Origin of the sequence: Nocardioides pelophilus, from assembly GCF_014180685.1 — a bacterium.
GTDB classification, from domain to species: Bacteria; Actinomycetota; Actinomycetes; order Propionibacteriales; family Nocardioidaceae; genus Nocardioides; species Nocardioides pelophilus.
The window spans coordinates 1-3,041 of sequence record NZ_JACEHF010000262.1 but is presented as its reverse complement, the minus strand read 5'-3'; the positions used below and the strand labels follow the sequence as shown (position 1 = coordinate 3,041).

Below are 3,041 nucleotides of genomic sequence, written 5' to 3'. Positions count from 1 at the left end.
CAGCCGGTCTGCGGCTCGCGGCGCCGACCGCGGCCGGCGCGACGGAGCCGCTGCGGACCGCCGTCACCATCGTCGGCAGTCGGCTGTTGACCGTCGCCGGCGGCATCGGGTCCCCGTGCGTCGGCGCCGGGGTCGCGCGCCGGTTGCGCCGGATGGCGCGCGCGTACGACGCCCCGCTGCTCACCGTGGTGCTCGAGTGGACGGCTGAAGACACGGACCCGGCCCCGCGCCTCCGTGCCGTTCTTCCCGCACCGCTGGTGCCGACGGCACCGATCCGCTCGGCCGTGCGTGAGCTGGTGGCGTCGTGATCGTGCTCCACGGACTCCGCTCGGACGCCCCGCTCGAGGACGTGCGGCAGGTGCTCGACGAGCGTCAGGTGCCGCACCTCTTCCTGGACCAGACCGCGTGCGCCGGCGTCGCCGTCGAGGTCCGCGACCACCGGCTCGAGCTGCTCGTGGCCGGCCGCGCGGTCCCCGTCACCGACGTCACCGGCATCTACCTTCGTCCCTACGACCTGGGCGCGGCCGCCAACGCGGCGGAGCGGGCCCGGCTTCGACAGCTCTCCTTCGACCTCCGCGAGTGGGCGCAGGCAGCGCCGGCGGAGGTTCGCGTCGTCAACCGTCCCGACGCGGGTCTCAGCAACCACTCGAAGCCGCGGCAGGCGCTGGCGATCGCAGAGGCCGGCTTCGCCGTACCCGAGGCGTTGCTGACCACGGATCCCAAGGCGGCCGCGGCGTTCGTCACCGAGCACCGGCGGGTGGTGGTCAAGTCGGCGAGTGGCACCCGGAGCATCGTCCGCCTGGTCGGAGAGGGCGAGGACCTCGACGCGGTGCGCTGGTGCCCGACCCAGTTCCAGAGGTTCGTCCCGGGCGTCGAGTACCGGGTGCACGTGGTCGGCGACCGGGTGATCTCCCACCGGGTGCGCTCCGAGGCCGTCGACTACCGCTACGGCGGGTTCAGCCTGGAGCGCACCGACCTTCCCGACGACGTGGCCCGGCGCTGCCGACTGCTCGCCGCGACCCTCGGGCTCGAGCTGGTCGGGATCGACCTGCGGTTCGGGAGCGACGGGCGGTGGTACTGCTGGGAGGCGAACACCTCACCGGCGTACTCGAGCTTCGACGGGCCCGGCCGCGAGATCGCGTCCGCACTCGCGGACCTGCTCGCCGCAGGGCGTTGACCTGCCGGGCCCTCGAGCTGTGTCAGCTCAGCCGGTAGTTGTGGCGCTCGAGCTCGGCCTGGGCTTCGTCCAGGTGCTGGCGAGCGGCGCGGACGTCGACCCACGTGCTGTCGGCGGTCAACGAGAGCGCGGCCTCGAAGCCGGCCTCGATGTGCGCGATCGCCTGGGGGAAGTCCGCGGCCGCTTCGAGGAGCGTCTCGGCCCGGTGGACGACCCGCGTGGCGAGCACGTAGTTGTCGACTGGCTGGGTCAGTGCGTAGCCCGAGTCGGCACGGTTGACCGCAGCGGAGTGGCGGAGAGTCGTCATGGTCCGGTCCTTTCCTGCGGGGGTGCTGACGTGTGTGATCCTGCTGGTCGGCGTCCCCGGTCCACACCGGTCTTGCGGCCACGTCGGAATGGTCACGCCGGACTAGTCGGGTCGACGGAACGGTCGATCGGGCGCGATTGGGACGGAGCGGGGACGTCTGGCAGACTTGGCGGTTGAGTTCTGCGTCATCCGGACCCTCTCAACCGGTCGGCGCAGCGCCCTCGATCCGCCCCCGCCCGGTGTTCCCCACCTGTTCGGAGCGGACCACCCACCACAAGTTCTCAAGGAGACACCACAAACGTGGCCGTCAAGATCCGTCTGAAGCGCCTGGGCAAGGTCCGGGTGCCGCAATACCGCATCGTCATCGTCGACTCGCGCAAGAAGCGCGACGGCAAGGTCATCGAGGAGATCGGCAAGTACCACCCCAAGGAGGACCCGTCGTACATCGACATCACCTCCGACCGGGCGCAGTACTGGCTGGGTGTCGGCGCGCAGCCGACCGAGGCCGTCGAGGTCCTCCTCAAGATCACCGGCGACTGGCAGAAGTTCAAGGGTGAGCCCGGCGTCGAGGGCACCCTGAAGGTCAAGGAGCCGAAGCGCGACAAGCTCGAGATCTTCAACGAGGCCCTCAAGGAGGCCGCCAACGAGCCCAAGGGCGCCGCGGTGACCACCAAGAAGAAGGCCGAGAAGACCGAGAAGGCGGAGAAGGCTCCGGTCGAGGAGGCCGCCGCCGAGGCGCCCGCCGCCGAGGCGCCTGCCGCCGAGGAGGCCCCGGCTGCCGAGGAGCCCGCCGCCGAGGCGCCTGCCGCCGAGGAGGCCCCGGCTGCCGAGGAGCCCGCCGCCGAGGCGCCTGCCGCCGAGGCCGAGGCCGGCTCGACGGACGCCGAGTCAAAGGTCGAGGGCTGAGCCGATGCTTGCCGACGCGCTGGAGCACCTCGTCCGCGGAGTGGTCGAACACCCCGATGACGTCGTGGTGCGCGACAAGCAGCTGCGCCGCGGTTCGGTGCTCGAGGTCCGGGTGCACCCCGACGACCTCGGCAAGGTGATCGGTCGCGGTGGCCGGACGGCGACCGCGTTCCGCACCGTGATCTCGGCGCTCGCCGGCAACAGCGGCACCCGGATCGACTTCGTCGACGTCGACCGACCCGGCCGCCGCTGACGGCCTGCATCATCGCCACGAGGACGGGCGCTGCCATGATGGCGGCGCCCGTCATCGGTTTTGTCGTTGGTCGAGGAGGTCGCGCCAGCGACTGTCACCAGACCCAGAAAGGACGCGGACACCCGTGGACAGCATCGAGGTCGTCGTCGGCCGGATCGGGAAGCCGCACGGTCTCCGCGGAGAGGTCACCGTCGACGTGCGCTCCGACGAGCCCGATCGTCGCTTCCAGGTGGGCGCCGAGCTGCTCGTCCAGGCGCCGCGGGGGTCGGCCTTCCCCCATCGCACGCTGACCGTGGCCCGGGCGCGCTGGCACCAGTCGGTCCTCCTGCTGACCTTCGAGGAGCTGCCCGACCGCGACGCCGCCGAGACCGCACGCGGCGTGGTCCTGCGCGCCGGGG

The 3,041-nt window shown here is 71.9% G+C and carries 6 protein-coding genes; 5 read left to right on the top strand and 1 reads right to left on the bottom strand.

Features of this window, described 5'->3' with window-relative positions; translation table 11 throughout:
* On the top strand, positions 1-308 hold a 308-nt coding region (locus H0488_RS22605), incomplete at its 5' end, for a hypothetical protein (protein ID WP_183101448.1).
* Positions 309-310: 2 nt separating this feature from the next.
* A complete protein-coding gene (locus H0488_RS22600) occupies positions 311-1,177 on the top strand; it encodes an ATP-grasp domain-containing protein (RefSeq protein WP_183101447.1) in 867 nt (288 codons plus the stop codon).
* A 22-nt stretch (positions 1,178-1,199) separates the two neighbouring features.
* Here the strand turns inward: H0488_RS22600 and H0488_RS22595 are convergent, their stop codons facing one another.
* Positions 1,200-1,484 carry a hypothetical protein gene (locus tag H0488_RS22595; protein ID WP_183101446.1) on the bottom strand — a complete coding sequence of 95 codons (285 nt, stop codon included), beginning with the start codon at positions 1,482-1,484 and terminating at the stop codon, positions 1,200-1,202.
* A gap of 300 nt (positions 1,485-1,784) precedes the next feature.
* Between H0488_RS22595 and rpsP the strand changes: the two genes are divergently transcribed.
* The 3 genes from rpsP to H0488_RS22580 all read left to right on the top strand — a co-directional run.
* Complete coding sequence (gene rpsP / locus H0488_RS22590) at positions 1,785-2,390, top strand: 30S ribosomal protein S16 (protein ID WP_183101445.1); 606 nt, start codon at positions 1,785-1,787, stop codon at positions 2,388-2,390.
* Between the two features lie 4 nt (positions 2,391-2,394).
* The gene (locus H0488_RS22585; protein ID WP_183101444.1) at positions 2,395-2,643 is read left to right on the top strand and encodes an RNA-binding protein; all 249 of its coding nucleotides are present in this window, start codon (positions 2,395-2,397) and stop codon (positions 2,641-2,643) included.
* A gap of 124 nt (positions 2,644-2,767) precedes the next feature.
* Positions 2,768-3,041, top strand: a 274-nt coding sequence (locus H0488_RS22580) for a ribosome maturation factor RimM (RefSeq protein ID WP_512698547.1), incomplete at its 3' end; no start/stop codon positions are given.

Excerpts from the sequence above, each read along its gene's own strand:
- H0488_RS22585 (WP_183101444.1), top strand. The coding sequence starts at position 2,395 with ATGCTTGCCGACGCGCTGGAGCACCTCGTCCGCGGAGTGGTCGAACAC.
- H0488_RS22595 (WP_183101446.1), bottom strand. The coding sequence starts at position 1,484 with ATGACGACTCTCCGCCACTCCGCTGCGGTCAACCGTGCCGACTCGGGC.